This window comes from Xanthomonas sp. WHRI 7064, from assembly GCF_040202355.2.
GTDB lineage: Bacteria > Pseudomonadota > Gammaproteobacteria > Xanthomonadales > Xanthomonadaceae > Xanthomonas > Xanthomonas arboricola.
Genome location: NZ_CP167821.1, coordinates 4,156,557 through 4,182,548 on the forward strand (window position 1 = coordinate 4,156,557; position 25,992 = coordinate 4,182,548).

At 66.2% G+C, this 25,992-nt stretch carries 23 protein-coding genes; 14 read left to right on the forward strand and 9 right to left on the reverse strand.

What is annotated here, in order from left to right:
• Nucleotides 1-376 precede the first annotated feature (376 nt).
• Nucleotides 377-562 (reverse strand): hypothetical protein, encoded by a 186-nt coding sequence (locus ABQY74_RS17655; protein ID WP_016900925.1) that lies wholly within the window; start codon nucleotides 560-562, stop codon nucleotides 377-379.
• A gap of 213 nt (nucleotides 563-775) precedes the next feature.
• On the opposite strand from ABQY74_RS17655, the gene ABQY74_RS17660 reads away from it, so the two are divergent.
• The 6 genes from ABQY74_RS17660 (at nucleotide 776) to ABQY74_RS17685 (ending at nucleotide 8,705) form a co-directional block, all read left to right on the forward strand.
• A complete protein-coding gene (locus tag ABQY74_RS17660) occupies nucleotides 776-1,642 on the forward strand; it encodes a glucose 1-dehydrogenase (protein WP_104555164.1) in 867 nt (288 codons plus the stop codon).
• Nucleotides 1,643-2,070: 428 nt separating this feature from the next.
• Nucleotides 2,071-3,240 carry a UDP-glucose 4-epimerase GalE gene (gene galE / locus ABQY74_RS17665; RefSeq protein ID WP_104555163.1) on the forward strand — a complete coding sequence of 390 codons (1,170 nt, stop codon included), beginning with the start codon at nucleotides 2,071-2,073 and terminating at the stop codon, nucleotides 3,238-3,240.
• Between the two features lie 37 nt (nucleotides 3,241-3,277).
• A complete protein-coding gene (locus ABQY74_RS17670; RefSeq protein WP_349792523.1) occupies nucleotides 3,278-4,462 on the forward strand; it encodes a glycosyltransferase family 1 protein in 1,185 nt (394 codons plus the stop codon).
• Nucleotides 4,459-5,646 carry a UDP-galactopyranose mutase gene (gene glf, locus ABQY74_RS17675; protein ID WP_104555161.1) on the forward strand — a complete coding sequence of 396 codons (1,188 nt, stop codon included), beginning with the start codon at nucleotides 4,459-4,461 and terminating at the stop codon, nucleotides 5,644-5,646. Before ABQY74_RS17670 ends, glf begins: the two co-directional genes overlap by 4 nt.
• A 132-nt stretch (nucleotides 5,647-5,778) precedes the next feature.
• Nucleotides 5,779-6,930, forward strand: a complete 1,152-nt coding sequence (locus ABQY74_RS17680; RefSeq protein ID WP_349792525.1) for a beta-glucosidase — start codon at nucleotides 5,779-5,781, stop codon at nucleotides 6,928-6,930.
• Complete coding sequence (locus ABQY74_RS17685) at nucleotides 6,927-8,705, forward strand: ABC transporter ATP-binding protein (protein WP_349792527.1); 1,779 nt, start codon at nucleotides 6,927-6,929, stop codon at nucleotides 8,703-8,705. Before ABQY74_RS17680 ends, ABQY74_RS17685 begins: the two co-directional genes overlap by 4 nt.
• Before the next feature lie 166 nt (nucleotides 8,706-8,871).
• On the opposite strand, the gene ABQY74_RS17690 is transcribed toward ABQY74_RS17685, so the two are convergent.
• Nucleotides 8,872-9,516: a DUF4142 domain-containing protein gene (locus ABQY74_RS17690; protein WP_104555159.1), complete on the reverse strand. Its 645-nt coding sequence runs from the start codon at nucleotides 9,514-9,516 to the stop codon at nucleotides 8,872-8,874.
• Nucleotides 9,517-9,778: 262 nt separating this feature from the next.
• On the opposite strand from ABQY74_RS17690, the gene ABQY74_RS17695 reads away from it, so the two are divergent.
• Nucleotides 9,779-10,942, forward strand: coding sequence for a zinc-dependent alcohol dehydrogenase (locus ABQY74_RS17695; RefSeq protein WP_104555158.1), 1,164 nt, complete (start codon nucleotides 9,779-9,781; stop codon nucleotides 10,940-10,942).
• 75 nt (nucleotides 10,943-11,017) lie between these two features.
• Here the strand turns inward: ABQY74_RS17695 and ABQY74_RS17700 are convergent, their stop codons facing one another.
• The gene (locus ABQY74_RS17700) at nucleotides 11,018-11,185 is read right to left on the reverse strand and encodes a hypothetical protein (protein WP_016900935.1); all 168 of its coding nucleotides are present in this window, start codon (nucleotides 11,183-11,185) and stop codon (nucleotides 11,018-11,020) included.
• A 265-nt stretch (nucleotides 11,186-11,450) separates the two neighbouring features.
• On the opposite strand from ABQY74_RS17700, the gene ABQY74_RS17705 reads away from it, so the two are divergent.
• On the forward strand, nucleotides 11,451-11,867 hold the full coding sequence (locus ABQY74_RS17705) for a YkgJ family cysteine cluster protein (protein WP_026064007.1): 417 nt from the start codon (nucleotides 11,451-11,453) through the stop codon (nucleotides 11,865-11,867).
• A gap of 10 nt (nucleotides 11,868-11,877) precedes the next feature.
• Complete coding sequence (locus tag ABQY74_RS17710; protein ID WP_104555157.1) at nucleotides 11,878-12,144, forward strand: hypothetical protein; 267 nt, start codon at nucleotides 11,878-11,880, stop codon at nucleotides 12,142-12,144.
• Nucleotides 12,145-12,288: 144 nt separating this feature from the next.
• On the opposite strand, the gene ABQY74_RS17715 is transcribed toward ABQY74_RS17710, so the two are convergent.
• Nucleotides 12,289-12,501 carry a hypothetical protein gene (locus ABQY74_RS17715; RefSeq protein WP_016900938.1) on the reverse strand — a complete coding sequence of 71 codons (213 nt, stop codon included), beginning with the start codon at nucleotides 12,499-12,501 and terminating at the stop codon, nucleotides 12,289-12,291.
• A gap of 267 nt (nucleotides 12,502-12,768) precedes the next feature.
• Nucleotides 12,769-13,680: a LysR family transcriptional regulator gene (locus tag ABQY74_RS17720; RefSeq protein ID WP_024938482.1), complete on the reverse strand. Its 912-nt coding sequence runs from the start codon at nucleotides 13,678-13,680 to the stop codon at nucleotides 12,769-12,771.
• Between the two features lie 103 nt (nucleotides 13,681-13,783).
• Here ABQY74_RS17720 and ABQY74_RS17725 point away from each other — a divergent pair, with 103 nt between their 5' ends.
• The 5 genes from ABQY74_RS17725 (at nucleotide 13,784) to ABQY74_RS17745 (ending at nucleotide 20,015) form a co-directional block, all read left to right on the forward strand.
• Nucleotides 13,784-14,983, forward strand: coding sequence for an MFS transporter (locus ABQY74_RS17725; protein WP_349792530.1), 1,200 nt, complete (start codon nucleotides 13,784-13,786; stop codon nucleotides 14,981-14,983).
• Between the two features lie 281 nt (nucleotides 14,984-15,264).
• Entirely contained in the window at nucleotides 15,265-16,014 is a 750-nt protein-coding gene (locus ABQY74_RS17730) for a DUF3348 domain-containing protein (protein ID WP_349780418.1), read from the forward strand.
• A 10-nt stretch (nucleotides 16,015-16,024) separates the two neighbouring features.
• Complete coding sequence (locus tag ABQY74_RS17735; protein WP_349792532.1) at nucleotides 16,025-18,697, forward strand: DUF802 domain-containing protein; 2,673 nt, start codon at nucleotides 16,025-16,027, stop codon at nucleotides 18,695-18,697.
• A complete protein-coding gene (locus ABQY74_RS17740; protein ID WP_039525107.1) occupies nucleotides 18,694-19,368 on the forward strand; it encodes an OmpA family protein in 675 nt (224 codons plus the stop codon). The genes ABQY74_RS17735 and ABQY74_RS17740 overlap by 4 nt, the downstream gene beginning before the upstream one ends.
• On the forward strand, nucleotides 19,365-20,015 hold the full coding sequence (locus ABQY74_RS17745; protein ID WP_349780420.1) for a DUF2894 domain-containing protein: 651 nt from the start codon (nucleotides 19,365-19,367) through the stop codon (nucleotides 20,013-20,015). Before ABQY74_RS17740 ends, ABQY74_RS17745 begins: the two co-directional genes overlap by 4 nt.
• Nucleotides 20,016-20,208: 193 nt before the next feature.
• Here the strand turns inward: ABQY74_RS17745 and ABQY74_RS17750 are convergent, their stop codons facing one another.
• The 4 genes from ABQY74_RS17750 to ABQY74_RS17765 all read right to left on the reverse strand — a co-directional run bounded on the left by ABQY74_RS17750 (nucleotide 20,209) and on the right by ABQY74_RS17765 (nucleotide 25,880).
• Nucleotides 20,209-22,353 (reverse strand): TonB-dependent siderophore receptor, encoded by a 2,145-nt coding sequence (locus ABQY74_RS17750; RefSeq protein WP_349792534.1) that lies wholly within the window; start codon nucleotides 22,351-22,353, stop codon nucleotides 20,209-20,211.
• Between the two features lie 85 nt (nucleotides 22,354-22,438).
• Entirely contained in the window at nucleotides 22,439-23,707 is a 1,269-nt protein-coding gene (locus ABQY74_RS17755; protein ID WP_104555275.1) for a DUF3526 domain-containing protein, read from the reverse strand.
• Entirely contained in the window at nucleotides 23,707-25,143 is a 1,437-nt protein-coding gene (locus tag ABQY74_RS17760; RefSeq protein ID WP_016900947.1) for a DUF3526 domain-containing protein, read from the reverse strand. Before ABQY74_RS17760 ends, ABQY74_RS17755 begins: the two co-directional genes overlap by 1 nt.
• The gene (locus ABQY74_RS17765; RefSeq protein WP_349792537.1) at nucleotides 25,140-25,880 is read right to left on the reverse strand and encodes an ABC transporter ATP-binding protein; all 741 of its coding nucleotides are present in this window, start codon (nucleotides 25,878-25,880) and stop codon (nucleotides 25,140-25,142) included. Before ABQY74_RS17765 ends, ABQY74_RS17760 begins: the two co-directional genes overlap by 4 nt.
• Nucleotides 25,881-25,992: the final 112 nt, after the last annotated feature.

Below are 25,992 nucleotides of genomic sequence, written 5' to 3' on the forward strand. Positions count from 1 at the left end.
GATTACGCCAGTGCCAAGCGTCATGGTCGGGGTCGGTAAGCGCGTCGAATTGACCGAAACGCCAAGGAGCGCAAGGTTTGCGGGAGATGAGGGCAGCCCAAACACGGGTACCGCTGGACCGAGCTGACGGATCAGCTCGCTTGGCCTGCGCTACGACGCGCCTGCTGGACTGTCGGCTCGTGCCGACGTGGATCATTGCCGCTTGGGGCCTTGTGCAAGCGCGGCCGCAAGACGCCGGATGCGCTGTGTTGCCACTAGCCTACGCACTAGCCGTAGAGAAAATGTGCATGGGGTTGCCAAGGTCGGCGCTGTGATACGACGGCGGAGTTGCGTGCGCTTGCATCGCGAACACCGGAACTGCAGCGTTGAGCGCGACTCAGCGCTTCTCGGAGCCGTCTGGTCGTTCGTAATCGTGTTCGGGGTCGGCCTTGTTCACATCGCGGTCTTCGTCGGGCATGTCGTGCACCTTCCACTCGACATCCTCATTGCGCTGCTCCTGCGGCGTAAACGGCTTTTGCTGATCGTCATCCGGACCCCATGGCTTTTTCGGTTCACTGCCCATCGTCGTTCTCCTGCGTTGTGGTCTTGAGCCCACGCTAGGCCGGCATGCATTGCACAGCAGTGAACAAAGCTGCGCGATGGCGTGAAGCAATCGCCGCGCGCAAGCGGCGGCATCGTCAACACACACGCCGCCGACATTGCCTAGCCCGCGCGTTTACGTTTGCGCACGCACACTGCCGTTAATTGTGATGCGTCACACCGCCAGGAGACCGAAATGCCCGTACCCAACTATCCGCGCCCGCCGTTCAAGCCGCAGCAGCAGAACTTTCCCGGGCGTACCGACAAGATGGACCCACGCCCGGATCACGGCGAAGACAGCTATGTCGGTCATGGGCAGCTCACCGGCAAGCGCGCATTGATCACCGGCGGCGACAGCGGCATCGGCGCGGCCGTGGCGATCGCGTATGCACGCGAAGGTGCCGACGTGGCGATCGCCTATCTTCCCGATGAGCAGGAAGACGCCGCCAAAATCGGCGCATTGATCGAAAAGGCCGGCGTCAAGGCCTTGCTGGTTGGCTGCGATATCAGCGACCCCGCCCAGGCGGCTGCGTTGATCGAACAGGTCAACAGCACGTTCGGCGGCCTGGATATCCTGGTCAACAACGCCGGCTATCAAAAGTATTTTGAGAACTTCGAAGACATCACGTTGGAGGAATGGCGCAAGACCTTCGACACCAATGTGCATGCCGTGTTCCACCTGGTGCAGTTGTCGGTACCGCTGATGAAGGACGGCGGCTCCATCATCAATACCGCCTCGGTGCAGTCCAAGAAGCCGACGCCGAACATCCTGCCGTATGCCGCAACCAAGGGCGCGCTGGCCAACCTGACGATTGGCCTGGCAGGCGTGTTGGCCGACAAGCACATCCGCGTCAACGCGGTGCTGCCGGGTCCGATCTGGACACCGTTTATTCCCGCCGGCATGGATGAGGAGTCGGTGGAAAACTTCGGCGGCCAGACGCCGATGGGCCGCCCCGGTCAACCGGTGGAGCTGGCATCGGCGTACGTGATGCTGGCAGCCGATACCGCCAGCTACACCTCTGGTACGTTGCTGACCATTGCCGGTGGCGCGGTCACGCTGTAACGCTATCCAGCGCTGCAGCTGCGCGTAAAGCCCGCCTCGCTTGCTTAGCGAGGCGGGCTTTTTTATTGCCGCAGCGTGCGCTTGCAACTGCCTGATGCGAGCTCGTCCCTTGCACTGTACTGCCCACGCAACATGTCGCGCGCGCGCGCACCCACAGTCACGGTGAGGTTCCGGTCAAGGCCATACTCGCGTGACACGCACCCACCACTGTGCCTGCTCTCACGGCCCGCCTCCTACCGTAGGTGGCGTTGGACCGTGATGCACAACCCCTTTCTTCTCGCCCAGAGCTGCCTGCCACCCAATGCGTGGCGCAAGCGCACTGTCCTGCCGGCGCGATGACATCACGCAACACGCATGAAACGTGCGAGGTGGTGCATCCGCGCCATTGATAGGCCGGCGCGTCAGCGCCCTCCACAAGGCAGACATCCATGAGAATTTTGGTCACTGGCGGCACCGGCTATATCGGCTCACATACCTGCGTCGAGTTGGCGCGACGTGGCCATGAAGTGTGCATTGTCGATAATTTGAGCAACTCCTCCGAGCGCGTACTCGACCATCTGCAGCACCTGATGGGTTTCCGCCCGGACTTCCATCGCATGGATGTGCGCGCGCCCGAGCTGGCCGAGCTGCTGACTGCGAAGAAGATCGATGCGGTGCTGCATTTTGCCGCCCTCAAGGCGGTGGGCGAATCGGTGCGCGAGCCGTTGCTGTACTTCAACAACAACGTAACAGGCACGCTGGCGCTGCTGCGCGCGATGCGCACCGCCAAGGTAACCAAGCTGGTGTTCAGCTCCTCGGCCACCGTCTATGGCGATGCCAACACCAGCCCGATCCGCGAAGACGCGCCGCTGAAGGCGATCAATCCGTACGGGCGCACCAAGCTGATGATGGAAGAGATGATCGCCGACCTCAGCGCGGCCTGGCCGGAGTTCAATGCGGCGCTGCTGCGTTACTTCAACCCGGTCGGTGCACATCCTAGCGGGTATCTGGGCGAAGACCCGCGTGGCGTGCCGAACAATCTGATGCCCTACATCGCGCAGGTGGCGGTCGGCCGCCGCGATGCGCTGCAGGTCTTTGGCGATGACTATCCCACCGCCGATGGCACCGGCGTGCGCGACTACCTGCATGTGATGGATCTGGCACGCGCGCATGTGGATGCCATCGACTACCTGCAGCGCGAGCGCACCGGCCTGGTGGTGAACCTCGGCACCGGGCGCGGCTACAGCGTGCGCGAAGTGGCCGCCGCGTTCGAGCGCGCCAGTGGCCGGCGCATTCCGCTCAGTATTGCACCACGTCGCGGTGGCGATGTGGCGGTGTATTACGCCAACGCCACGCTCGCCCATCGCCTGCTCGGCTGGAAGGCCGAACACGACCTGGACCGCATGTGCCGCGATAGCTGGCGCTGGCAGTCCATGCATCCGGATGGCTACGCCACCTCGCGCCTGAGCCGGCCGCGCATGCCGGCTCCGGTGCCGGAAACCGAGCCTGCCCGCGACGCCGTGGCGCCGGTACGCCGCCTGTTGCCGGCTGCCGATGGCCGTCGTCGCAGCGAGCCGGCGCGCCCGCTGCTGCTGACGGACCGTCTGTCGCGCGCCTGATCGGCGCGCATTCCTTTTCTTCTAGTGAGGTCATTCCATGAGTTGGGCTGGTCAATTCCATTACGACATCGGCAAGACCCGCCGAGCCGTTTCCTCCGACAACACACCGCAGTTCGATCCGTCCCGGACCACCCTGCTGTGCCTGTCGCATCTGCGCTGGAGCTTCGTCTACCAGCGCCCGCAACATCTGATGGCGCGCTTTGCCGGCGACTTCAATGTGCTGTTCTGGGAAGAGCCGATCGCCTGCGATGAATCCGAGCCCTGGCTGCAGGTGCGTGGCGAGGAAGGTGGCCTGCATGTGTTGGTGCCGCGTCTGCCGGCCGGCTGTACCGGCGACGCCGCGGTGCAAGTGCAGCGCCAATTGCTGGACGGTTACCTGGCCGAGCTCGGCGTACGCGACCTGCTGCTGTGGTACTACACGCCGATGAGCCAGAGCTTCAGCGCGCATCTGCTTCCGCGTGCGATCGTCTACGACTGCATGGACGAGCTGTCGGCATTTCGCGGTGCGCCGCCCGAGTTGGTGCAGCGCGAGCGCGAGCTGTTGCAACGCGCCGACGTGGTGTTCACTGGTGGCTACAGCATCTGGGAAGCCAAGCGTGCGCTGCACTCCAACGCCCATGCCTTCCCCAGCAGCGTGGACGTGGCGCATTTCGCCGCCGCGCGCCAGCCGCAGCAGGAGCCGGCCGATCAAGCCGATATCCCGCACCCGCGTCTCGGCTTCTATGGCGTCATCGACGAGCGCTTCGACGTGGCCTTGCTGCGCGATATCGCCGAGCAGCGGCCACAGTGGCAGTTCGTGATGATCGGGCCGGTGGTCAAGATCGCCGCGTCCGAGCTGCCGCAGGCCGCCAACATCCATTACCTCGGCGGCAAGACCTACGACGAGCTGCCCGGCTACCTGTCCGGCTGGGAGGTGGCGCTGATGCCGTTCGCGATGAACGCCTCCACCCGTTTCATCAGCCCGACCAAGACCCCCGAATACCTGGCGGGCGGCTGCCCGGTGGTGTCCACACCCATCCACGATGTGGTGCGCACCTATGGCGACACCGGCGTGGTGCGCATTGCCGACACCGCCGCGGCCTTCGTCGCCGCCTGCGAGGCCGCGCTGCGCGACGGCGCCGATCGCGAGCAGCTGCTGGAAACCGCCGACCAGGTGCTGGGCGATATGTCCTGGGACCACACCTATGACTTGATGAAGGCGAAACTCACGTGGAAGCAATGACGCCTTCGGGCACCGTTCCGCTGGCGAGCACCCGCACCCTTGGCGGTACCCGGCGCGGATTCGATTACCTGATCATCGGTGCGGGCTTTGCCGGCAGCGTGCTGGCCGAGCGCCTGGCCGCAGGCCTGGGCAAGCGCGTGCTGGTGGTGGATCGTCGCCCGCATATCGGCGGTAACGCCTATGACTTCCACGATGACGCCGGTGTGCTGATCCATCGCTATGGCCCGCACATCTTCCACACCAATGCGCAGCGCATCGTGGATTATCTGTCCAACTTCACCCAGTGGCGGCCTTACGCGCATCGTGTGCTGGCGCAGGTAGGCGAGCAGCAGGTGCCGATCCCGATCAACATGACCACCTTGAACCGGCTCTACGGTTTGCAGCTCGCAACCGAACAAGACGCCGCTGCATTTCTGGCCAGCCGCGCCGAACCGGTGGCCGATATCCAGACCAGCGAAGACGTGGTGGTCAATCAGGTGGGCCGCGAATTGTACGAGACCTTCTTCCGCGGCTACACGCGCAAGCAATGGGGTCTGGATCCGTCGCAGCTGGACAAGTCGGTGACCTCGCGTGTGCCCACCCGCACCAATGACGACGACCGTTACTTCACCGACACCTTCCAGCAGATGCCACTGCACGGCTACACCCGCATGTTCGAACGCATGCTCGATCACCCCAACATCAAGGTGATGCTCAATACCGACTACCGCGAGATCCGCGACGAGCTGGACTACGACCAACTGGTCTACAGCGGGCCGGTGGATGAATACTTCGACTATTGCTACGGCAAGCTGCCGTATCGCTCGCTCAAGTTCGAGCACAGCACCGTGGATCAGGAACACTTTCAGGCGGTGGCCACGGTCAACTACCCGGCCGAAGATGTGGCCTACACGCGCATCACCGAGTACAAGCATCTGACCGGCCAGCAACATCCCAAGACCAGCCTCACCCACGAGTACCCATCGGCCGACGGCGACCCGTATTATCCGATTCCACGTGCGGAGAATGCCGCGCTGTACCGGCGCTACGAGCGCCTGGCGGCCGAGACGCCTAATGTCACCTTCCTTGGGCGGCTGGGCACCTACAAGTACTACAACATGGATCAGGTCGTCGGCCAGGCGCTGGCCTTGTTCAAGCGTATCGAAGAGTCCGAGCACCAACGCCGCGCCGAACTGATCGCCTGAGCCACCGGATGTCACCCCGCAGACGTCTGGTCGCGGGTGACGCATGAAGCGGCTCACCAGGCCGGCGTGTCGTGTCAGCCACTTTCCATTGCTCCGCTGCCAGACTGCGGCGGAGATGCAGCAGGACCCCAGATGCATAGCCCCACAGTGTTCGACAGTTTCTTCATGGCGGGGTTCGAGTGTTCGACCCATCGCCGTCGCGATGGCCGCCGGCTGGATCTGATCGCCGGCACCAGGCACGACCGCTGGGCGGCAAACGACTACCGCGCCGTCGCCGCTCACGGCATGCGCACGGCGCGCGATGGCTTGCGCTGGCACCTGATCGAGCAGCGGCCCGGACATTACGACTGGTCCAGCTTCCTGCCGATGCTGCATGCCGCCAATGCCGCCGGCACCCAGGTGATCTGGGACCTGTGCCATTACGGCTGGCCGGACGATGTGGATATCTGGAGCCCGCAATTCGTCGATCGCTTCGCACGATTTGCCGCCGCCGCGGCGCAATGCGTCAAGAACGAAACCGATGCGGTGCCGTTCTACGCGCCGCTCAACGAGATCTCGTTCTGGGCCTGGAACGGCGGCGATCACGCGCGCATGCATCCGCTGGCACGCGGGCGCGGTTTCGAGCTCAAGCATCAGCTGGTACGCGCTACCATCGCCGCGATCGATGCGGTGCGCCAGGTGGAATCGCGCGCGCGCTTCGTGCAGGTGGACCCGGCCATCCATGTGATCGCCTCCAACGACCGCCCCGGCCCGCGACGGGAAGCCGAACGTCTGCGGGTGGCGCAATTCGAAGCCTGGGACATGATCTGCGGCAAACAGTGGCCTGGCCTCGGCGGCGCGCCGCAGTATCTGGACATCGTCGGCCTCAACTACTACGCGGACAACCAGTGGTATCTGGGCGGTACGCCGATCCCGCGCACGTCCGCCGACCACCGCCCGCTGTCGGCGATCATGGATGAGTTCTGGCGGCGCTATCAGCGCCCACTGATCATCTCCGAAACCGGTGCGGAAGGTGACAAACGCGCCGGCTGGCTTGCGCACGTCGGCAGCGAAGTGGCACTGGCCATGCAGCAAAGCGTGCCGATGGAAGGGATTTGCCTGTATCCGGTGCTGGACTATCCGGGCTGGGACAACTACCGCCATTGCCCCACCGGCGTGTTCGGCTATGCCGACGAACACGGCCAGCGCCCATTGCATGACGGGCTGGCCGAGCAGTTGCGCCGCGAACACGAACGCTTTGGCCTGCCCGCACCGCAGCGTGCGCTGGCCGACATCGATACGTGAACACCGTCGCGCAGCCCGCCCTGTTGCCGGACACTCCCGCGCGTTTTCTATGGCATTACATTCGCCAGCGGCCCTGGCACTTTGCCGGGTTGCTGCTGCTGATCATCGGTGCCGCCGGCTGCGCGGTCTCGGTGCAATACGGCATGAAGGTGCTGGTCGATGCAATGGCCACCGACCAACGGAGCGAAGCCAATGTCTGGTTGCCGCTGGGCTTGTTCATTGGCCTGATCGCCATCGAAAACCTGCTGTGGCGGCTGGGCGGCTGGCTGGGCTGTCGCACCGTGGTGGCCAGCGTGGTGGATATCCGCGTGGATCTGTTCCGCCACCTCACCGGCCACCCGATGCGCTATTTCAGCGAACATTTTGCCGGCGCGCTGGGTAACCGCATCACCGCGCTGGGCAGCGCGGCCGGGCAGATCTATGGCGGGCTGGCCTGGAAGATCGTGCCGCCGATCGTGGACTTCATCGGCGCCATCGTGCTGCTGCTCACCGTGGACTGGCGCATGGCCGCTACCTTGATCGGCTTTATCGCGGTGGTGGCAGCCATCATCACCAGCTTCGGCATCCGCGGCCGCGCCAAGCACCAGCGCTTTGCCGCGCAGGCCGCGCGCGTGGGCGGCGAGCTGGTGGATGCGGTGTCCAATGTGTGGACGATCAAGGCGTTTGCCGCACGCGATCGCGAAAGCGCGCGGCTGGCCGAGCAGATCGGCTACGAGGCGGTCGCCCATCGCCGCAGCTGGATGTACGTGGAAAAGGCCCGCGTGATCCACGACATCTGCCTGTCGGTGATGGCCGGCGGCATGCTGATCTGGGCGATCAGCATGTGGCGCGCCGGCACGGTGAGCGCGGGCGATGTGGTGCTGGTCAGCGCGCTGACCTTCCGCATCCTGCACGGCTCGCGCGACCTGGCGCTGACGCTGGTGGACACCACCCAGCAGCTGGGCGCCATCGCCGACACGTTGCAGATCATCCTGCAACCACATGCCATCGTCGATGCGGACGCACCGCTGGCCCTGGCCCAGGGCGATGTGCGGTTCGAAGGGGTGCGCTTTGCCTATCCGGATCGGGCGGCAGTGCTGGATGGATTGAACCTGCACATCCCTGCCGGCCAGAAGGTCGGCATCGTCGGGCCCTCCGGTGCCGGCAAGTCCACCTTGATCGCGCTGATCCAGCGCCTGGACGATGTGCAGTCCGGACGCGTGCTGATCGATGGCCAGGACATCCGCAGCGTCAGCCAGGACAGTCTGCGCGAAAAGATTGCGGTGGTCCCGCAGGAAACCGCGCTGTTCAATCGCAGCATTGCCGACAACATCCGCTACGGCCGCCCGGAGGCCAGCGATGCGGAGGTGCAGGACGCTGCGCGGCACGCATTCTGCGATGGCTTCATCCGGCAGCTGCCGCAGGGCTACGACACGCAGGTCGGCGAACGCGGGGTCATGCTCTCGGGTGGTCAGCGCCAGCGTCTGGGCATCGCCCGTGCGTTCCTGAAGGACGCGCCGATCCTGATCCTGGATGAGGCCACCTCGGCACTGGATACCGAGTCGGAAGCGGAAATCCAGGCCGCGCTGGATCACCTGATGCGCGACCGCACGGTGCTGGCGGTGGCGCATCGTCTGTCCACGGTGATCGGCTTCGATCGTATCGTGGTGTTGCAGGAAGGCCGCGTGGTCGAAGACGGCAACCCGGCACAGCTGCGTGGTCACGGTGGTGTGTTCGATGGCCTGTGGCAACGCCAGGCGGCGGGATTCGAGCAGGCTGCGCCTGATGCGTCATGAAGACGCCCTTGCGATGAGATCGCCCGGTACTGGCTGAGCATGCAGGTATGCAGCAATCGGGTCGACGCGCGCCACCCATGCCCACAACGACAACAGGCAGCCGAAGCTGCCTGTTGTCTGCATCGCACCGCGCATCACGCGGTGCTCGCTCAACATCTCTGCCTGATCAGTGCGGCTGGTTCGACTTGGCGCGCAGCGACTTGGCATGCTCCAGATGCTGGGCAATGGTCTCGCGTGCACGCTGCAGTTCCTTGCCCAGATCGCTCGAACCCGGCTCGCTGGCCAGCTGCGCATCCAGCAACGTCAATGCCTGCTCGTGGCTGGTGACGCTGGCCTGCAGGTACTGCGTTTCGAACTCCTTGCCGTTCAAGCCTTCCAGACGCTTGCGGGTGCCGTCAGCGCGGGTGGTTGCAGCCTGCGCCAGCGTGCCGCTGCGATCCGGTGCAAACCGGCTGAGATCGGTGAGCGCCGCACTGTGGGCCTCGTCCATCTTGCGTGCAAACTGCAAGGTCTCGCCACCCAGGCCTTTCACGACTGCCAGCTGCGCCAGCGTGCGCTCCTGCTCGTTGAACACCACCAGGGCGCCAAGTGCCTGCTTGCGATCGCCGGAGATTGCAGCGGCATCACGCAGCGGGTCGCCATGTGGCGGCGTGCTGCCCGCATTGGCCGGCGCGCTCAGCGTCTGCTGTTGAATGTCGCGATCGTTGTTCTCCGGGCTGGCTGCTTCACCAGACTCGTTCTGACGACGCTGCCATGCCTTGTAAGCCACGTAGCCCACTGCACCGGCGGTCACCATCTTGAAAATTCCCATCGTTGTCTCCTGGTTGATCGCGCAAGGCACGATCGTTGATTGTCGGGGTCGCATGGTCGCTGAAGGCATGAGCTGCGAACGATTCAGCGTGGCATTCGAGAGTGCGAGCGCGCGGGTTATCCAGGCGTGACACACGCATCAACGCCGCGTCGCCAATCGAACGCGTCCACACCGTGCGCACGTGCCGTGCTGACGGACTTAACGGCGCGCTACCGACACTCCCTGTGTTGCCGCACATCGACGGCCTTTCCGGAGAACCCCCATGCTCGCCCTCAACTACCACGGCTCACGCGATGTCCGGGTCGAAACCGTGCCGGACCCGGTCCTGGTCGAACGCGACGATCTCATCCTGCGCGTGACCGCCACCGCCATCTGCGGCTCGGATCTGCATCTGTACCGCGGCAAGATCCCGGATCTGCGGCATGGCGATATTCTTGGCCATGAGTTCATGGGCATTGTCGAAGACGTGGGCCCCGACGTCACCGCCGTCAAACGCGGCGACCGCGTGGTGATCCCATTCGTGGTGGCCTGCGGGCGTTGCTTCCACTGCATGCTGCAGGAGTTTTCCGCCTGCGAGACCACCAACACCGGCAAGGGCGCGGCGCTCAACCACAAGGACATGCGGCCGCCGGCGGCGCTGTTCGGCTTCAGTCATCTGTACGGCGGTTTGTCCGGCGGGCAGGCCGAATACGTGCGCGTGCCCAAGGCCAATGTCGGGCCATTGGTGGTGCCCGATGCATTGCATGACGAGCAGGTACTGTTCCTGTCCGACATCCTGCCGACCGGCTATCAGGCGGTCATCGATGCCGGGGTCAAGCAGGGTTCGACCGTGGCGATCTTCGGTGCAGGCCCGGTGGGCCTGATGGCGGCGGCGTGCTGCCGCATGCTGGGCGCCGAGCGCATCTTCATGGTCGACCGGCATGCCTACCGGCTGGACTTCGCGTCCAAGGCCTACGGCATCATTCCGATCAACTTCGACGAGGTCAACGACCCGGCCGATGTCATCGTGTCGCAAACCGATGGCCGCGGCGTGGATGCCAGCATCGAAGCGGTGGGCTTCGAGGCCGAAGGCAGCGCGATAGAAACCGCGTTGACCAACTTGAAGCTGGAAGGCAGCAGCGGTGTTGCCATCCGCCAATGCATCGCGGCAACCCGCCGCTGCGGAGTGGTCAGCGTGCCGGGCGTGTATGCCGGCTTCATCCATGCCTTCATGTTCGGCGATGCCTTCGACAAGGGACTGAGCTTCAAGATGGGCCAGACCCATGTGCAGAAGCACATGCCGCACTTGCTGGAATGCATTGGCAATGGCGACCTCAAGCCCAGCGCGATCATCTCCCATCGCATGCCGCTGGCTGATGCAGCGCGTGGCTATGAGCTGTTCGACAAAAAGCAGGACGATTGCCGCAAGGTGGTGCTGACGCCGTAACAGCCAGCAACGCTACAAACGCAAACGGCGCGGTCGATGACCGCGCCGTTTGCGTTGCTGGCTCGTGTGGCCTGGTCAGTCCAGCGGCTTGGCCGGCACGAACGGCGACACCGGATCGCTGGCCGGAAAGGTTTCTTCCAGCGCATCGTCCTGCAAGGCGTCCTGCTTTTCCTTCTCGCTGCGTTGGTCGTCGTGATCGCCGGCCAGATCGGGCGCAGTTGCGTGTTGATGGGCAGTATTCATGGAATCTCCTGTCGCGTTGATGCGGACCACCCAACGCTACGGTGGTCTGCCAACGGCACAGGTGAAAGAGGTCTTCGCACTGGCGCGACAAAGGCAACCGTTTAGGCAAACGTCGGATGCATTGGCACGTTGGCGCAATATGGCGATCGTACGCATGCGGACCACAGCACGATTGAGCGCGCAGCATGCCGTGCTTGCGTCAACAGGCAGACGCGCAAGGCAATGCACTGCCGGCAACGCGATCATCGCGTTTTTGCGCCGCGAGATAACAGCCTGCTGCCGCCACGGCGGGGACCGGTTCACACCCCGGCGCGCCCAGGGTGTATGGTGCAAGGGCGGCCGGACTCCGGTGTCGCCTTCACTCTATCTGGCCTTCTCCATCAAGAATCTCTGCGAACGTTGCGACGCCGTCTGTTGCCGGCTCACCGTCATGGTCGATCCATCCGACCGCATCCCCAACCACTTGACCAGCGTGACACCGCAAGGTTGGCACGTGATGGCGCGTGACGAGGAAGGCTGGTGCGTGGCCATCGATGCGGCGCGCATGTGTTGTTCGATCTACGAGACGCGGCCGGCGATCTGCCGGCGTTTCGTCATGTCCGGGCCGTATTGCCGCGACGTGCGTGCCACCTACGACGACCAACGCCGGCGGGGCATTCCCTTGACGCTGTACAACGCATGAGGATTTCGCCATGAACAACTCCCGCCGTCAGTCGATGACCGTGAGCAATCAGCCAGGCAAGCCGCGTTTGTCCGAGCAACGGCTGGCCGCCGATCTGGAGGCGTTCCAGCAATCCGGTGGCGCGATCGAACGTCTGGGCGATACCCCGCTGCGTCGCGACAAGAAGCGCGGCGAGCCCGAGGCCGCCCCTGCCAAGGTAGTCAAAAAACCTGCTGCCAAGACAACCGACGCGTCCGAAGCAGAGACCGCGACAACCGCAACAACCGACGCCGAGTAAATGCGTCGCCGTGGCAGCACACCTGCGGTGTGACTGTCGATGCTGGAGTTGGGTGATTGATGCCGCGCCGCGTGCAGACACCCCGGCCGGCTGCAGGGCAGCGTCTTCTTCGACAATGGCCTGCGCCCGGCAGGCAGTCGCGAGTTACAGCAGTTGCGCGTGCTTGGTCGCGCCAAGTCCCTGCGCCAGGGAAGCCATTTCGTTGGCCAGTGTGATCAGATCGCCGCCGGCTTGTGCGGCAAGGGTCATGATGCGTTGATACGCGTCCCAGAAGTCCGGTCCACTGCCATAGGCAGCGTGGAACCCTTGTAACTCCAGGACCATGAGATCGGACACCTGCATGTCGCAGCGGTCCATTGCGGTCACCTCGTTGGGGAGTCGTCCCCGGACCGGCAGACTACACGCGTTCACCTTACAAAACAGGGTCGGCCGTGAGACAGCGCAGTTGTAGCTGAATTGGTCAGAGAGCAGGCGCAGACCGGCGTGATTGCGCTCGATCGCGCCCGCTGTCGCGTGTGCTGGCATGTGCGCTGACCCGAACCTGGCGCTGCATTGCGGCGCGCCGATGTGCACCATGCGCAACCGCTGCCGCGATCATGCACGACCCCACGCCAGGCGCCGCACTCACGCCGCATCCTGCAAGCCCTGCTGCAGGCATTCCAGCAACCGGCTCAGCTTGGGCAGCAGCTGGCGCGCGCGCATCCACACCAGATGCAGCGGCAGGCCTTCGGTATCGCACTGCGGCAGTACCGCGACCAGGCTGCCGCGCTGCAGATGCTGATCGATCAGCCAGGTCGGCAGCTGTGCGATACCCAGCCCGGCCACCACCGCATCCACCTGCGCCTCGGCATTGCCGAACACCACTCGTGCGTCCATCGCACGCTGTTCCACCGGCCCGGCGCCATGCCGCAGCAACCACGGGCTACTGCTGCCGTCGGCCTTGCCGTAGAGCACCGCATCGTGCGCCAGCAAGGCGGCGATGCTGTCGGGCGTGCCGCGCTGCGCCAGGTACTGCGGCGCGGCGCAGAACACGCGTTTTTCATGGCCCAGATAGCGGTGCCCCAGGCTGCTGTGCCACTGATCCGGCCCGCCGATGCGCACCGCGATGTCGATACCTTCTTCGGCCATGTCGACGAAGCGATCGGTGAACGAAATGACCGGTTGCAGGCCGGGATAACGCTGGAAGAACGGCAGCAGCACCGGCAACACCTTGTGCCGGCCGAAGCTCACCGGCAGGTCCAGCCGCAGCCGGCCCGTCGGCGCCTGGCCTTCGGCACGCAGCACATGCTCGGCCTCCTCCAGCTCGTCGAGCACCTTGACGCAGACCCGGTAGAACGCCGCGCCGGCGTCGGTCAGCGCCAGCCGCCGGGTGGTGCGTGCGAACAGGCGCACGCCCAGGCGCGTCTCCAGGCGTGCAATGGCCTTGCCCACTGCCGAGCTGGTCAGGCTGAGCCGCTCGGCGGCGGCCGTGAAGCTGCCGGCATCGGCGGCGCTGACGAAGATATCGATGCCTTTGACGCGTTCGGACGGATGCATGCCGGCACATTCAAGAACTGAAGTCCGCAATGTACGGAAAATACTCCCGATATACGACCTTAATTCTTTTCTATGATGACCAGCCCACACTGCGGCGCATGCCATGTCTGCTGTCGGCTCCACCTCCTCCCCCGTTTCCGCCACCGCGGCGCCAGTCGCTGCACGCAGCGGCCTGGCGATCTTCATCCTGGCGTTTGCCGCCTTCGTGATCGTCACCACCGAGTACCTGATCGTCGGGTTGTTGCCCGGCCTTGCACGCGACATGGAAATATCCATCTCCGCGGCCGGCCAGCTGGTGACCTTGTTCGCCTTCACCGTGATGCTGTTCGGCCCGCCGCTGACCGCGTGGCTGTCGCATCTGGATCGCAAGCGCCTGTTTGTGATGATCCTGCTGGTGTTTGCGGTCTCCAATGCGGTGGCCGCGCTGGCGCCCAATATCTGGGTGCTGGCCTTTGCCCGCTTCGTACCGGCGCTGGCGCTGCCGGTGTTCTGGGGAACCGCCAGCGAGACCGCCGGGCAACTGGCCGGGCCGCAGCACGCCGGGCGCGCGGTATCGCGGGTGTATCTGGGCATTTCGGCGGCGCTGCTGTTCGGCATTCCGCTGGGCACGGTGGCGGCCAACAGCATCGGCTGGCGTGGCGCGTTCTGGATCCTGGCCGCCCTGTCGCTGGCGATGGCCGCGGCGCTGGCGCTCTGGATGCCGACCGTGGCCCGCAGCGAGCGGGTGAATCTGCGTCAGCAGGCCGGCATCTTCGGCGAGCGCTTTTTCCTGGCCAATGTGATCCTGTCGGTGGTGGTCTTCACCGCCATGTTCACCGCCTACACCTATCTGGCCGACCTGCTGGAACGCAGCGTGGGCGTGCCGGCGGCGAATGTGGGCTGGTGGCTGATGGGCTTCGGCGCGATCGGCCTGATCGGCAACTGGCTGGGCGGGCGGGTGGTGGATCGCTCGCCGCTGCGTGCCACGGCGGTGTTCCTGCTGCTGCTCGCGCTGGGCATGGCCTTGTGCGTGCCGGTGGCCAAGACCGGCGTGCTGCTCTATCTGACCCTGGCGGTCTGGGGCATTGCCTACACCGCGCTGTTTCCGATCAGCCAGGTGCGGGTGATGAATTCGGTGACCCAATCGCAGGCACTGGCCGGCACCACCAATGTGTCGGCGGCCAATGCCGGCATCGGCATCGGCGCCATCATCGGCGGGCTGGTGATTCCGGCCTGGGGGCTGGGCAGCATCGGCTATGTGGCCGCTGCGGTGGCGCTGCTGGGCGTGGTGCTGATTCCGTTGGTACATCGCGCCCGAGGCTGAGATATCGCGTTGCGGGCCAGGCGCCCCTGGCCCGCAGCGTTGGTCGCGCTCGCTGTGCATGATCACGGAGCGCGCAGGCCAGATACCGCTGCAGATGGACTTGATCCTTGGGCGCTGCGCCCGCTGGATCACAGCCCTGCATGCTGCAATCGCACGCATGCCCCCACACCAGACCGGCTGAATGCCGCCGGGGCCGGCCTGCGCTGCAGGCCCGCAGCTGCCGTGCAAAGCGCCGAACGGCGCAACTTCCCGTGTAAAATGCGCGGTCTTTGACCGGAACAATGGCGAAAGCTTCTCCACGGGCGCCCCTGTCGGGCCCGGCGTTCATTCGCCTGCTTGCTCGCCTCACCGATGCCCACGTGGCCCAGTCCAACCATGCGCTCGCCGACCGGCTCAGCCAATGGATCGACTGGACGCGCGCGGTCGCCGTGTCAAAGGCGCTGGATGGCAAGCTGCCGGAGATCGACGCGCTGCCCGACACGCGCAGACTCGACACCGAGGCCTGCGCCCGCGTGCGCACCGGGCTGGCGACCAGCAGCGTGGTCGAGCTGGATACCGTGCTCGCGCGCGTGCGTCGTGATGCGCGCAGCGCCGCCGCTACCGACATCGACGCAGCGGCAGCGGCGCCCGCGCTCGACTATGCCCCGTTCCGCCAGCACTACCTGGCAATGCAACGCGCGATGCGCACCGCCACCGGCGACCTGCGTGGCCGCCTGCGCGACATGCTGGCGCTGGAATCCGCGCCGATGGCGCGGCTGGCCGAGGTGGATGCGGTGATGGAGCTGACCTTGAGCCCGCGCGAGCAGACCCTGCTGAATCATGTGCCGAACCTGCTCGGCGCGCATTTCGAGCGCCTGCGCGATGCCGCGCAGGCACAGAACCCGGCACCCGACGGCGAGGCCGCGCCACGCGCGGTCTCCGACGGCTGGCTGGATGTGTTTCGCAAAGACATGCAGAGCGTGTTGCTCGCCGAACTGGATGTCCGTTTTCACCCGATCGAAGGCCTGCTCGCAGCGCTTCGTACCCGCTAACTGGGACCTCATGTTCAGAACTCTCGTCCACCTGTGTGTGTTTGTCGTCGGCCTGTTGGCGGTTTGCTGGGTCGGCATCGGTTATCTGGGCTCCAACCCGCTCGGCGCCTGCGTCGCGGCAGTGATCGGCGCCTGTTATGTGGCCGGCGCGCTGGAGCTGTACCGCTACCGCCAGGCCAGCGCGACGCTGGATGCTGCCGTCACCGCATTGACCACCGCGCCATCGGCACTGGGCGAATGGCTGGAGCGCCTGCATCCGAGCCTGCGCAATGCGGTGCGCCTGCGCATCAAGGGCGAGCGCGTGGCGTTGCCGGCACCGGTGCTGACGCCGTATCTGGTCGGCCTGCTGGTATTGCTGGGCATGCTCGGCACCCTGCTCGGCATGATGGCCACGCTCAAGGGCACCGGCTTCGCATTGCAGAGCGCCACCGACCTGCAGGCCATCCGCGGCTCGCTGGCCGCGCCGGTGGAAGGCCTGGCGTTTGCGTTCGGCACCTCGATCGCCGGCGTTGCAACCTCCGCGATGCTGGGGCTGTTGTCGGCACTGTGCCGGCGCGAGCGGCTGCAGGCAGTGCAGCGGCTGGACCTGAAGATCGCCTCCGAGCTGCATCCGCATTCGGACGCGCACCAGCGTGGCGAAGTGTTCAAGTTGCAGCAGCAGCAAAGCGCACTGATGCCGACGCTGATCGATCGCCTGCAGACGCTGATGCACAGCATCGAGCAGCAGAGCATTGCCGCCGACGAACGCCTGGCCGCGCAGCAGGCCGAATTCCACGCCCGGAGCGAGGCGGCCTATGCGCGCCTGGCCACGGCGATGCAGCAATCGCTGCAGAGCGGCGTGGCAGAAAGCGCACGCGCGGTGGGCGCGGCCTTGCAGCCGGCGATGGAAGCGACCATGACCAGCATCGCGCGCGACACCGCCGCCTTGCACGAGCGCCTCACCCATGCCGTGCAGCAGCAACTGGACGGCATCACCAGCGGCTTCCAGCACAGCGCCAGTGCCGCGGCCGCGCACTGGACCAGCGCGCTCGCCGCGCAGGAACGCGCGCAGCAAGCGCTCGACACGCGGTTGCAGGCCACGCTGGAGCAGATCACACAGCAGACCACTGCCGTGCAGGACGGCGTCGGCACCGCCGTGCAGCAGCAGTTGCACGCGCTCAACGACGGCTTCCAGCACAGTGCGCAGACGGCCGCCGAGCACTGGCAGGCCGTGCTGGCTGCACAGGAACGTGCGCAGCACGCGTTGACCGAGCAGTTGCAGACCACGCTGGCGCAGATCGATCAGCGCAGCATCGCGGTGCAGGATGGCGTGACCCACGCGGTGCAGCAGCAGTTGGCCGCGCTCAATGACGGATTCGAACGCAGCAACGCCGACACGGCCGAGCACTGGGCGGCAGTGATCGCCGAGCAGCAGCGCGCAGGCGCGGCGTTGAACGCGCAATTGCAGGCCACGCTCGCACAGCTCGCCCAGCAGAGCAGCGCACTGCAGGACGGCGTGCACCAGGCCGTGCAGCAGCAACTCGACGGCCTGAGCAGCGGCTTCGAAAGCAGCACCGCCGCTGCCGCCGCCACCTGGACCGCGGCGGTGGCCGAACAGCAACGCGCAAACCACGCGCTGACGCAGGAGCTGCAGGGCACGCTGACCCAGTTCGCCAGCACCTTCGACGCACGCTCCAGCGCCCTGGTCGATGCGGTGTCCAGGCGCATGGATCAGTCCAGCAGCGAGACCGCCAGCGCCTGGAACGCCGCGCTGGCGCAGCAACAGGACGCCAGCGCCGCCTTGGCCGACCAGCACCAGGGCGCACTGGCAGCCGCCACCGCCAGCTTCGACGCGCATGCCGCCGCCCTGGTCGGCACCCTGCAGCAATCGCACACCGAGCTGCAGGCCGCACTGGAAGCCCGCGACACCCAGCGCCTGGCGCTGTGGAGCGAGCGCTTCAGCGCGATGAGCGCAGACCTGAGCACGCAGTGGGAGCGCACCGGCGAACGCGTCACCCAGCAACAGCAGGCGATCTGCGACACCCTGGCCAGCACTGCCAGCGAGCTGTCCACGCAGGCGCAGGCACAGGCCAGTGCCACCATCAGCGAAGTGGCGCGCCTGATGCAGATCGCCTCCGAAGCGCCCAAGGCGGCCGCCGATGTGGTGGCCGAGCTGCGCCAGAACCTGTCCGAGAGCATGGTGCGCGACACCGCCATGCTGGAAGAACGCAGCAAGCTGCTCGCCACCCTGGACACCTTGCTCAACGCGGTCAATCACGCCTCCACCGAACAACGCGCAGCGGTCGATGCGCTGGTCACCACCTCGGCCGACCTGCTGCAACGCGTGGGCACCCAGCTCACCGAGCAGATCGGCAGCGAGACCGGCAAGCTCGGCGCGGTGGCCGCACATGTCAGCGGCAGCGCGGTGGAAGTGGCCAGCCTGGGCGAAGCCTTCGGCGTGGCGGTGCAGCTGTTCAGCGGCTCCACCAGCGAGCTCAACGAGCGCCTGCAGCATGTCGCCAGCGCACTGGATGCCTCGCTGGCCCGCAGCGACGACCAACTGGCGTATTACGTGGCGCAGGCGCGCGAGGTGGTCGACCTCAGCATGCTGTCGCAGAAGCAGATCATCGAAGAACTGCGCCAGCTCGATCGCGGTCGCGGCGATGCCGGTGAGGCCGCTGCCGGCGAGGCCAGCGCGGCATGAGCGACGAGATCGACATCGACGGCGAATCGGGCACACCGATCTGGGCCGCCTTCGGCGACTTGATGTCGGTGCTGCTGGGCGCGTTCGTGCTGATCCTGGTCGGGGTGATCGGCGTGCAGCTGCAGCTGTCCAGCCGCCTGGACGAAGAGGTCAAACAGCGTCAGGCCGAAGCGCAGCGCCGCAAGACGCTGGAGCAGGCACTGGCGGCGCCGCTGGCCGCCGGCCGCGTGACCCTGGTCGACGGCCGCATCGGCATCCGCGGCAATGTGCTGTTCGCCTTCAATTCCGATCAGTTGCAGCCGGAAGGCCGTGAGGTGCTGAAGACGCTGGCCGCGCCGTTGACCGAATACCTGGCGGCGCGCGAGGAGATCCTGATGGTCAGCGGCTTTACCGACGACCGCCCGGTGCTGGGCGGCAACCGGCGCTACGCCGACAACTGGGAATTGTCGGCCCAACGCGCACTCACGGTGACGCGTGCATTGATCGCCGAAGGCGTGCCGGCCGCATCGGTGTTTGCCGCGGCCTTCGGTTCGCAACAGCCGGTGGATTCCAATGCCGATGAAACGCGCCGCGCCAGGAACCGCCGTGTGGAGATCGCACCGATTGCGCGCCCGTCCACCTCGCGCGCCTCTTCTGCCGCCAAGCCGACAGCAGCCGCAGGCACGCGATGAGCACGCAGGCGACATCCGCGCACGCGCGTCTGCAGCGCTGGCGCAGCCAGGGCGCCGACCGGCTGGATCCGGTACGTTTCCATCTGATGGAAACGCTGGCCGCGCGTGCCGGCACACAGGCCGAACCGGTGCGCGAGGTGCTGGAAGAAAAGCTGGGCAAGCTGGTCGATGCGTATGCGGCAACGGTGAAGCAAGCCGCGCGCCGCCGTGTCGCCAGCGCTGCCGCACAGCCGTCGCAACGCAGCGCGCTTGGCGCGTTAGCCGACCAGATGGCAGGCCACGCCGCGTTGATGGAAGTGGACAGCAGAAAGACCGCCAGCGCCGATGCCACGCAGTTTCCCGAGCTGCCGGCGCTGGAGGATTTTCGCCGCACCTGGACCACGGTGCGCACCGCCAGCCAGGTGCGGCAGTCGCTGCAGGACGCCCCCAAGGACGCCGGCCCGCTCAATTCCAGCGTGCTGGTGCATCGCTGCATCAGCCTGATGCGCGAGTGCTCGCCGGGTTATCTGCAGCACTTTCTTGGCTATGTCGATGCGCTGTCGTGGCTAGAACAGCTGCACAGCGGTGGCGCATTGGCCAGCGAGGACGCCGCGCCGGTGGCGCCGGGCAAGAAGCGCAGCAAGCGCCCGTCCACGCGGCGCAGCTAGCGCAACCAGCCAGTCGCGCCGGCACTGCACGCACACGGCGGCTGGCTGAAACCAGCATGGCGCACGTGTGCAGCACGATTGTGGCCAGTGCGCTGGTCGGCGTTGCTCGCATCCGCCGACCAGCGCTGGCGTGGTCCATCAAGCAGGCATGGTCGGACGTCGCCAGTCGGTGTCGATCACATGCCGGCGCTGATCAAAACCGCAGCCGCACACCCACCGTCCAGCTACGTGGCGCGCCCGGATACACCCACTGCTCGCTGTAGGAGAACGCGGCGTAACGGCGGTCGGTGAGGTTCTCGACCTTGGCATACAGGCGCAGGCGCTCGCTCAGGTCGTAATGCCCGACCAGGCGCCACACCGTGTACGCAGGCAGCACGAAGTCGGTATTGCTATCCACCGAGCCCAGCCGCTCACCGGTATGCGACACGCCCACGCCCACTGCCGCACTGCGCTTGCCGGTCAACGGCTGCTCATAGTTGACGAAGGCATTGCCGCTGAAGCGCGGCACGTTCGGAAAGCGGCGTCCCTCGGCCAGGCCGGTACCGGCGGCGGCCTCACTGCTGCGCGTCACCTGCGAGTCGGTATAGGCCAGGCCCACCGAGGCGGCCAGGTGCGGGGTCAGCCGCCCGAGCAGATCCAGCTCCACGCCCTGGCTGCGCATCTCGCCCACCGGCAGCGAAAAGCTGGTGTCGGCCGGATCCAGGCTCAGCACGTTCTTCTTGTCGATGCGGAACGCGGCCAGCGTCGCTTCCAGGCCATCGCCGGGCTGCACGTACTTCAAGCCGGTTTCCAGCGAGCGGCTTTTCTCCGGCGCGAAACTCTGCCCGTCCGCGCCCACGCCGCTGTTGGGACGAAAGCCCGCCGCAGCGCTGGCATACAGCGACAGCGCAGCGTCGACATGGAAGATCATGCCCGCACGCGGACTGACCACACCATCGGAGGCGCGCTGCGTCGCGCCGCGCAGCTGGTTGTCGAGATCCTGCTGGTAATGGTCGTAGCGCAGGCCGAGCAAGGCCTTCCAGCGCGCGCCAAGATCGAGCTGATCCTGCGCATAGACGCCCCACACCTGTTGGCGTTCTTCGGTGTCGGTGATGGTGACCAGCCGCCCCGGCTGCGCAACGCCGTACTGCGGCGTAAGCACGTCGATGCTGTACGGCGTGGCCGCAGAGCGGGCGCGCTGCTGGAAACGGCTGTCGTCGAAGCGATTGCCATCCACGCCGAACAACACGTTGTGGGTGACGCTGCCGGCCTGCAAGCTGCCGAGCAGTTCCGCACGCGCGGCGATATCGCGGCCCTGGTAATCGCGGTAGCGGCGCTCGCGGCGCAGCGTGCGCTCGTCGGCCTGCAGCGTCCACGGTTCGGTGGAAAACCCGCGCATGCCACTGTCGCGATAGGTCGCCCCGCCCTGCAGCGACCAGGTCTGGTTCAAGCCATGCACCACGAACACCTGGTGCCCGGTGGAATGCAGATCGATATCGCCATCGCGCGGCTCGCCCAGAAAACGCCCGGCCGGCAGCCGATTGGCATCGCCATCGATGGCGGTGACGCCGCGATCGAACGGCGCATGGATGCGCACGAATTCCAGCTCGTAGGACACCGTGGTATCGGGCGTCGGCATCCACAGCAGCGAGGGCGCCAGCAGCGTGTTGTCGCTATCGACGGTGTCGCGGAAGCTGTGCTGATCCTTGTGCATGACATTCAGCCGATAGGCCAGGTTCTCGCCCAGCGGGCCGGTGCTGTCGACCGCAGCGCGATAACTGTCGAAGCGCCCCGCCGACAGATCCACGCTGTGCTGCGGCTGAAACAACGGCTTCTTGGTGACGATATTGACCGCACCGCCCGGCTCGCCGCGCCCGTACAACGCCGAAGCCGGGCCCTTGATCACCTCGATGCTCTGCGTGTTGGCCGCATCGCGCAGACCGTTGTAGCCGCGGCTGGCATTGAAGCCGTTGACCATGTAGTCCGAGCTGAAATTCGGGTCGCCGGTGAAGCCGCGCATCGAATAGCTGTCCCACAAGCCGCCCAGGTTGTTGGCCTTGGTGATGCCGCTGGCCATCTCCAGCGCGCCGGCCAGATCGTTGACGCCGGCATCCTCAAGCAGGGTCTGGTCCAGCACGCGCGCACTGATCGGCAGGTCGCGCAGCGGCGCATCGGTCTTGGTGGCACCGGTCACGCTCAATGCGCGGTACGGCGTGTACTGGCTGCGCACCTGCACCGCATCCAGATCGCGCGCCTGCGGCTCGGCCGCCTCGGCAAGCGGACTGACGCCTGCGCAGCTCAGTGCACCGAGCAAAGGCAGCGTGTTGGACAGACGGCGGCGCGGCGTGAACACGGACATCGGGCAGGACTCCTGAAGCACCCGGGCGCGCTGGGCCCAGGTCGCAAGTGAGACAACGAAGGTGAGGGGTGACACGCAGCGGCCACTATGACGCAGGATCGGCGCTTGCATCGAAACGTGGCGCGCGCCCGAAGTCGTCGCGCGTAAACGGGCGGTCGCGGAACAGATAGCCGTAATAGAACGTCCGCAGTGCCTGGTGGTAGGCGCGGATGCGGTCCTGGTACGCCAGTTGCGCGCGCAGATCGGTGTCTGCCAGGCGCGTCAACGCGGCCTGCAACGCCACCGGCGGCAACACGCCGGCCACACGCTGCGCCAGCGCTTCGCGTCGCTGCAAACCTTGGCGATACGCTGCGACCTGTGGGGCCACCTGTTGGTCGCCGTTTTCGTGGAAGGCGAAATACCACTTGTAATGAAACGCGCCGGTCAGCGGCGCCGAGTCCGCCCACTGCGGGTTCTGCGCGTAGAAGGCCCGCATGGTGTCCTGGCGCGGAATATCCCAGGCGTGGTTGACCGCTTCGCGCTGCAGCCGCGCGATCTCGCTGCCTTGGTTGACCGGCACTGCCTGGTTGATTGCCACATGCGCCAACGCCGGTGCAACCAGCGCCAGCACCACCCAACAGGTCGCCAGGGCGGTGGCATGCGCGGCAGGGCGCCAATGGATGCGCCCGACCAGCACCGACAGCAGCACCCAGAACAGCAGATAGGCGCAGGTCAATGCCAGCACCGCGAGCTGCTGCAGCAGCGGCACCGCATTGAGGGTTGCGGCAATCACAAACGGCACACTCAGACACACCAGCACCGCAGCTGCACGCACCGCCACGCGCCGCACCAGCAACGCGGTGCCCGCGCCCGGCAATGCGGCGAGCATGCGCGCACGCCCGGCCTCGCGCTCGCCCGAGCGCAGATCGAACAGCAGCGCGATCACGAACAACGGCAGCAGGAACACCAGCACGAAGGCGTAGTCGAAGCGACCGGCCAGTGCCAGCTCCGGGTTGTAGCTATCGCCATCGTGGATCTGCGCTTCCAGGCCCAGCGCACGTACACGCAAAATGTACGGCGACACATCGCGCATGCCAACCGCGGCAAATGCCAGTGGCGTGGGCACATCCCAGGTCGGATGGAAGCTGTAGTAGGCCGCGCTGCCGGCGTCGTTGGAGCGCGCCACATAGTCTTGCACCGCTGCGATGTCCTCCTGCTGCAGCGCTGCAATACGCGCGATGTTGGCGCGTTGCGCAGCGATGAGGTGCTGGCCGGAGAGCAGGCTGCACACGGTCAACACCGCCAGCAACAGCAAGCCGGCCAGCGCGGCGCGTGCGCGCAGCAACAGCAGCAGTTCGTATTTCCATAGCAGCATCAGCGCGCCACTCCCACACGCCGGCCGGCCACCACCAGCATGCACAGCGCCGCCAGCAGCCAGGCACCGACCAGGCCGAGCGCCGCGCCCGCGGCGCGCAGCACCTCGGTGGTGGCCGGCGGCTGGAATGCGAACACCGGGATCGCATGCCAATGCGCGGAGGAGATGCGCTTGCGTTGGTCGGCACCGGCATCCTGCGCGGTGTCGTCGGCCATGCTTACCGCATCGGCCTGCAGCTGGTTGAGCTGCTGCACTAGCGTGTAGCGGTAACGCTCGGCCTGGGCGAGAAACCGCTCATGCGCACGCAGGTCGGTTTCTGCCAGCGTCATCGACAGCTCGCGCAGCGCAACCGTGGGGCTCAACAGGGCGAACGTGCGCACCAACAGATTCTGTTGCTGCTGGATGGCCGAATCACGCGCGGCATAGCGCTCGAACAGGCTCGCGGTGAGCCGCTCGCCTTCCAGCGCCAGCAGGCCCTTGTAGTTGACCGGCAGCTCTTCCACCCGCTGCACGCCATAGCGCGCCAGCGTCTGCTGCTTGAACTGCGCAAAGTGCGGGTCATCCGGGTTGTGGCTGTCGCCGAGCGTGCGCAGGTCGCGCTGGATCGCCACATCGGTCTCCAACCGCGTCGGCAGGCGGTACGCCGCACTGGCCACATCCGGCGCCACGCGCGGCACCAGCAGGGCCAGCCATACCCACACCGCCAGCGACACCAGCAACGCATCGCGGCCGCGCCGGCACAGCATCGACACCGACAGCACCAGCGCGCACCACACCAGCAGATACACCGCATACGCCAGCACCAGCAGCGCGACCCGCAGCGCCTGACCCGGCAACGACGCGATCGGCAGCAACCCGACCAGGGCCGGCAACAGGCAGGCAGCGGCCACCACCGCGAGTGCGAGATATTTGCCGCCGAACAATTGCCCACGCGTGGCACCCTGCAGCAACAGCGCACGCAAGGTACCAGTCTCCTGCTCGCGCGCCACCGCGCCATAGCCGAGAAATACCAGCAGCAGCGGCGCCAGCACCTGCAACACGAACGCGGGGGTGAGCTGGCCGAAGCGCACCAGCAGCGAGCTCTGACGCACATCGCCGAAGTTGGCGGTGTTCTGGCGATGACCTTCCAGGAACATGCTGTTGCCGGTGAACGCGTCCACGCCGGCATCGAAGGCGGCCAGCGCGGGCAACGGGCGATAGATGAAGTGGCCGTAATGCACCACCCGATGCGGGTGGCGGTCCGGCTGCGCTTCGAAGGCCTGCTGCGCGGCCAGTTGCTGGCGCGCACGGAACTCGGCCACCTCGCGCTGATGATGCGCGGCGGTCAATGCCGCAACCAGCGTGAGCAGCATCAGCAGCACCACACCGATGGCAGCGGAACGGTTGCGCGCCATGAAACGCAGTTCTTCGCGCGCGACCAGCAGCACAGGACTCATGCAGCCCGATCCTGCGCACGCGCAAAACGCGCATGCAAGCTGCGCACGTCGAAGCCGCTGTCGCCGGCACCGATGTCTTCGGCAATGCGCCCGTGTTCCAGGAACCCGATCCGGTCGGCGACATCCACTGCGCCGAGCAGGTCATGCGTCACCATCAGCACCGCGCCACCGCGCTCGCGCACGCTGCCGAGCAGCCGGTTGAAGTCGCCAATGGCGCGCGGGTCCAGGCCGGAGGTGGGCTCGTCCAGCAGCAACACCGGCACCTGGCGCAGCGTGGCAACCGCGATCGCCACCTTCTGGCGCATGCCCTTGGAAAAGCCCGCCAGCCGCTGGCGCCAGGCCTCACGCTGCAGGCCGGCAGCGGCCAGCGCCTGGCCGATCTCGGCCTGGCCGCGGCGCTGGCCGGCCAGCGCGAGCAAATAGTCGGCATTTTCCAGCGCGCTCAGGTGCTCGTAGAGCGCGACGTTTTCCGGCAGATAGGCCAGCCGCGCACGCGCGCCGCCAGGGTCGGCGACCGGGTCGATGCCATCGACCCGCAGGCTGCCGGAGGTGGGTTTGACGAAGCCGAGCAAGCTGGAAAGCGTGGAGGACTTGCCGGCGCCATTACCACCGAGCAAGGCGTAGACACTGCCGGGGGCGACCTGCAGATCCAGCCCCTGCAGCACGGCGCGGCCGCGGTAGGCCACGTGCAGGTTGCTGATCGAGATGGCGGGGGCGGCTTGAGAACTGGAAAGCATGGCAGGGCAATGGCTTTAACGAAATGATACGTTATCACATTGCGTTTGACGCTTGCAGTGGACCGGGCGACGCCGCGCAAATGTCAGCCGGAGCGGCGAACGCGCGGTGTTA